Below are 201 nucleotides of genomic sequence, written 5' to 3'. Positions count from 1 at the left end.
ATATGCAATGTATCGTTAATCACTTTATATACAATCCTGTGCTCTTTATCGATTCTTCTAGACCAATAACCACTTTTATCGTGCCTTAATCTTTCCGGTTTGCCGATACCATCAAAAGGGGTTCTTTGTATATCTTTAATTAATGTGTTAATCCGTCTTGCCTTTGTTTTGTCTTCTTCTTGCCATAATAGGTAATCTTCC

The 201-nt window shown here is 34.8% G+C and carries 1 protein-coding gene; it reads right to left on the bottom strand.

What is annotated here, in order from left to right:
* On the bottom strand, positions 1–201 hold a 201-nt coding region (locus AXE65_RS13145; protein ID WP_079213980.1), incomplete at both ends, for a Txe/YoeB family addiction module toxin.

Source organism: Ventosimonas gracilis (genome assembly GCF_001580025.1).
GTDB classification, from domain to species: Bacteria; Pseudomonadota; Gammaproteobacteria; order Pseudomonadales; family Pseudomonadaceae; genus Ventosimonas; species Ventosimonas gracilis.
Note: the sequence above shows the minus strand (reverse complement) of the source record. Positions and strands in the feature narration are given on the sequence as shown.